This is a genomic window from Corallococcus sp. AB032C (genome assembly GCF_003668935.1).
In the GTDB taxonomy this organism is placed as follows: domain Bacteria; phylum Myxococcota; class Myxococcia; order Myxococcales; family Myxococcaceae; genus Corallococcus; species Corallococcus exiguus.
Map to the genome: position 1 here is coordinate 1 of NZ_RAWP01000222.1, position 4,283 is coordinate 4,283.

At 67.0% G+C, this 4,283-nt stretch carries 3 protein-coding genes; 1 reads left to right on the forward strand and 2 read right to left on the reverse strand.

Annotated features, from left to right (window positions below; translation table 11 throughout):
• A partial coding sequence (locus tag D7X99_RS41560; protein WP_147476420.1) for a thioredoxin domain-containing protein occupies positions 1-1,203 on the forward strand: 1,203 nt, incomplete at its 5' end.
• 90 nt (positions 1,204-1,293) lie between these two features.
• On the opposite strand, the gene D7X99_RS41565 is transcribed toward D7X99_RS41560, so the two are convergent.
• Positions 1,294-1,680, reverse strand: coding sequence for a RidA family protein (locus tag D7X99_RS41565; RefSeq protein ID WP_120581531.1), 387 nt, complete (start codon positions 1,678-1,680; stop codon positions 1,294-1,296).
• Positions 1,681-1,759: 79 nt separating this feature from the next.
• Positions 1,760-3,967, reverse strand: a complete 2,208-nt coding sequence (locus D7X99_RS41570; RefSeq protein ID WP_121782543.1) for a bifunctional (p)ppGpp synthetase/guanosine-3',5'-bis(diphosphate) 3'-pyrophosphohydrolase — start codon at positions 3,965-3,967, stop codon at positions 1,760-1,762.
• Positions 3,968-4,283: the final 316 nt, after the last annotated feature.

Below are 4,283 nucleotides of genomic sequence, written 5' to 3' on the forward strand. Positions count from 1 at the left end.
GCCCAGCAGCAGGCGGAGCCCGCCGCCGCCGCGAAGAAGGTGGAAGTCCCCGCGGACTCCCCCTCCTTCGGCCCGGCCACCGCGAAGGTGACCATCGTCGAGTGGTCGGACTTCGAGTGCCCGTTCTGCAGCCGCGCCGTGCCGACCCTGAACAAGATCAAGGAGACCTACGGCAAGGACGTGCGCGTGGTGTTCCGCCACCAGCCGCTGCCCATGCACTCGCACGCGAAGATCGCCGCGCAGGCCTCCATGGCCGCCCACGAGCAGGGCAAGTTCTGGGAGATGCACGACAAGCTCTTCGCCAACCAGCGCGCCCTGGAGCGCGGTGACCTGGAGAAGTACGCCCAGGAGCTGGGCCTGGACATGAACAAGTTCAAGGCCGCCCTGGAGTCGAGCAAGATCTCCACGAAGGTGGACGCGGACTCCTCCGCGGGCACGGCGGTGGGCGCCAACGGCACCCCGGCCTTCTTCATCAACGGCCGCTTCCTCTCCGGCGCGCAGCCCTTCGAGGCCTTCAAGCCCCTCATCGACCAGGAGATCGCCAAGGCCGACAAGGCGCTCGCCGCTGGCACCAAGGCGGAGGACCTCTACGCCAAGCTGAACCAGGACAACGTGAACGCCGCTCCGGCCGCCCCCGCGGCGCCCGCCGAGCCGGAAGTGCAGAAGGTGGAGGTGGGCAACGCCCCGGTGCGTGGCCCGAAGAACGCGCCCGTCACCATCGTCGCCTGGTCCGACTTCGAGTGCCCCTTCTGCAGCCGCGCCGTGCCGACCATCGAGCAGGTGGAGAAGGCCTACAAGGGCAAGGTCAAGTTCGCCTTCAAGCACCAGCCCCTGCCCTTCCACCAGAACGCGAAGCTCGCCGCCGTGGCCTCCATGGCCGCGAACGAGCAGGGCAAGTTCTGGGAGATGCACGACAAGCTCTTCGCCAACCAGCGCGCGCTGGACCGCGCCAGCCTGGAGAAGTACGCCCAGGAGATCGGCCTGAACGTGAACAAGTTCAAGACGGACCTGGAGTCGGGCAAGTTCGACAAGCAGATTGAAGCGGACATGGCGGACGGCTCCGCCAAGGGCGCCAACGGCACCCCGACGTTCTTCATCAACGGCCGCACGCTGGTGGGTGCGCAGCCCTTCGAGGCCTTCAAGAAGGTCATCGACGAGGAGCTGAAGAAGGCCGGCGTGGCGATGGCGGCGGAAGCGAAGTAGCCCTCCCCCGCTGTTGAAGCACAAAGGCCGTCGGCTCCCTTGAGCGGGAACCGGCGGCCTTCGTGTTTCCAGCGAGTCCCCGGTGCGGCGTCAGGAGACGGCGATGGCGTCGATCTCCACCTGGGAGCCGCGCGGCAGCGCGGACACCTGCACGGTGGCGCGGGCCGGCGGGGAGCCGGTGAAGGCGCGGCCGTACACCTCGTTCACCTTGGCGAAGTCGCCCAGGTTGGTGAGGAAGATGGTGCAGCGCACGACGTGGCTGAAGTCCAGGCCGCTGGCGGCGAGCACGGCCTGCAGGTTCTTCATCACCTGCTCGGCCTGCGCGACGACGTCACCGGGGACCAACTCCATCGTCTTCGGATCCAGGGGAATCTGGCCGGACAGGAACGTCATCTTCCCGGCGTCCACCTGCACGGCCTGGGAGTAGGGGCCAATCGCCTTGGGGGCGTCGTCGGAGTGGATTGCCTTGCGCGCCATGCAGCACACCTCGCGTTGCGGCGGCCCCCAAGGAGGATGGGGGCCGCGGGTCCGCCGCGGGCTGTAGCACAGGACAGGGCTAGATTCGCTCGACCGAGTAGACGCCCGTCAACCGCTCGATGGAGCGCATCAGGTCCGTCAGCTGCTTGAGGTCGGAGATGGTGACCTCGAAGGTGTTCACCGCCCGGTCGTCGCCGGTGGCCCGGCAGTTCGCCTGGGAGATGTTGACGCTCTTCTTGGAGAACGTGTTGGTGATGTCCGCCAGCAGGCCCGGCCGGTCCGCCGTCAACACGCGCAGCGTGACGGGCCGCTTGAAGTCGCCCTTCACGTCCCAGGACACGTCCACGCGCCGCTCGGGGTCCGTGGCCAGGGCCTTCTCACACCCCACCGTGTGCACCGTCACACCCCGCCCCCGGGTGATGAACCCCGCGATGGGGTCCCCGGGAACGGGGTTGCAACAGCGCCCGAAGCGCACCAGCACGTCGTCCACGCCGCCAATCTGGACGCCGCTGCGGCTGTTGCGTCCGACCAGCCGCTTGGCCAGGTCCGTCATGCGCGACAGGCCCGGCAGCATGGACGCGTTCGCCCCCGGACCGTTGCCGTCCGTGGGACGCGGAGGCGGCTCCGCCTGCGCCAGCTTCTCCTGCGGCACCAGGCGCATCACCAGCTGCTGCGGCGTCACCTTGCCGTAGCCGATGGCGACCAGCATGTCGTCCTCGACGCGGAAACCCAGCTCCTCGGCGACCTTCTTCACCTCGCCGGAGCGCACCAGCTTGTTGAAGTTGAGCTGGAAGCGCTTGAACTCGCGCTCCACCAGCTCACGGCCCAGCTGCAGGCTCTTGTCGCGCTGCTGCTGCTTGATGAAGCCGCGGATGCGCTGCTGCGCGCGGCTCGTCTTGACGAAGGTGAGCCAGTCCTTGGACGGGTGCGCCTGCGGGCTGGTGAGCACCTCCACCGTGTCGCCGTTCTTCAGCTTGTAGCGCAGGGGAACAATCTTGCCGTTCACCTTGGCGCCCACGCACCGGCCGCCCACGTCCGAGTGGATGGCGTACGCGAAGTCCACCGGCGTCGCGCCGCGCGGCAGGCTGCGCACGTCGCCCTTGGGCGTGAAGACGAAGACCTCGTCGGTGAAGAGGTCGACCTTCACCGTCTCCAGGAACTCCTTGGGGTCCTTGAGGTCCTGCTGCCACTCCATCAGCTGGCGCAGCCAGGCGAACTTCTCGTCGTCCTTGGAGATGGGCGCGCGGCCTTCCTTGTAGGCCCAGTGCGCGGCGATGCCCTCTTCGGCGATCTTGTGCATCTCCGAGGTGCGGATCTGCACCTCCACGCGCTCGCTCAACGGACCAATCACCGTGGTGTGCAGGGACTGGTACATGTTGGGCTTCGGGATGGCGATGAAGTCCTTGAAGCGCCCCGGCACCGGCTTCCACATCTGGTGCACCATGCCCAGCGCCTCGTAGCAGGCGGGCACCGACGGCGCGATGATGCGGAACGCGATGATGTCGTGGATCTGATCGAAGTCGATGCCCTGCGACTTGATCTTCTTCCAGATGCTGTAGACGTGCTTGAAGCGCCCGCTGACGTCGCCCTTGAGGCCGCGCTCCTGGAGCTTGGCGCGCATCAGGTCGCAGGTGTCCTCGATGTACGCCTCGCGCTCCTTCTTGCGCTTGTTGAGCTGCTCCTCCAGCGCGAAGAACTCCTGCGGCTTCACGTAGCGGAAGGACAGGTCCTCCAGCTCCATCTTGATCCAGGAGATGCCCAGGCGGTTGGCCAGGGGCGCGTAGATGTCCAGCGTCTCCTGTCCGATGCGGGCCTGCTTCTCCTCGGACATGTGATCCAGCGTCCGCATGTTGTGCGTGCGGTCCGCCAGCTTCACGAGGATGACGCGGATGTCCTGCGCCATCGCGATGATCATCTTGCGGAAGTTCTCCGCCTGCTTCTCCTCCTGGGAGAGCGTCGCGGACGCGGAGAACTTGGACAGCTTCGTCACGCCGTCCACCAGCTGGGCGACCTCCGGACCGAACAGCTCCGTGAGCTCCTCCGCGGTGGCGAGCGTGTCTTCGATGGTGTCGTGGAGCAGGCCGGTGACGATGGACGCCTCGTCCAGCTTCAGCTCCGCGAGGATGCCCGCCACCTCCAGCGGGTGGATGAGGTAGGGCTCTCCCGACTTGCGGAGTTGCCCTTGATGGACCTTGGCCGAGTAGACGTACGCCTTCTTGATGATGTCCAGGTCGGGGTCCGGGTGGTACGACGCAACCCGCTGCAGGATGTCGTTCAGGCGAATCATCGAGGCGGTCACAATCGTAACTGCCTCAAACAGCAGGGGCAACGTTACCCTGGAACATCGCGTGCCCCGCCGGGTCCTGGAGGCCCGGGCGCCCTGGACATTGGTCCGAGGCTTTCGTTGACCCGGCGTTTCACGCCCCCCTAGATTGGCCCTCTGCCCATGTCTCAGCTTCTGCTGTCCGCGCTCCCGGTGGTCTGCCCGAATTGTGACGGCTTCAACCCGGCACGCTCGGCCACCTGCGCACTGTGCGGCCAGGCGATGGAAGAGGCCGCTCCGGCCCCCCGTCCGGCGGCCACGACCCCGCCCCGGCCCGTGA

Coding starts and splice junctions, on each gene's coding strand:
- D7X99_RS41565 (WP_120581531.1), bottom strand. CDS start 1,680: ATGGCGCGCAAGGCAATCCACTCCGACGACGCCCCCAAGGCGATTGGC.
- D7X99_RS41570 (WP_121782543.1), bottom strand. CDS start 3,967: ATGATTCGCCTGAACGACATCCTGCAGCGGGTTGCGTCGTACCACCCG.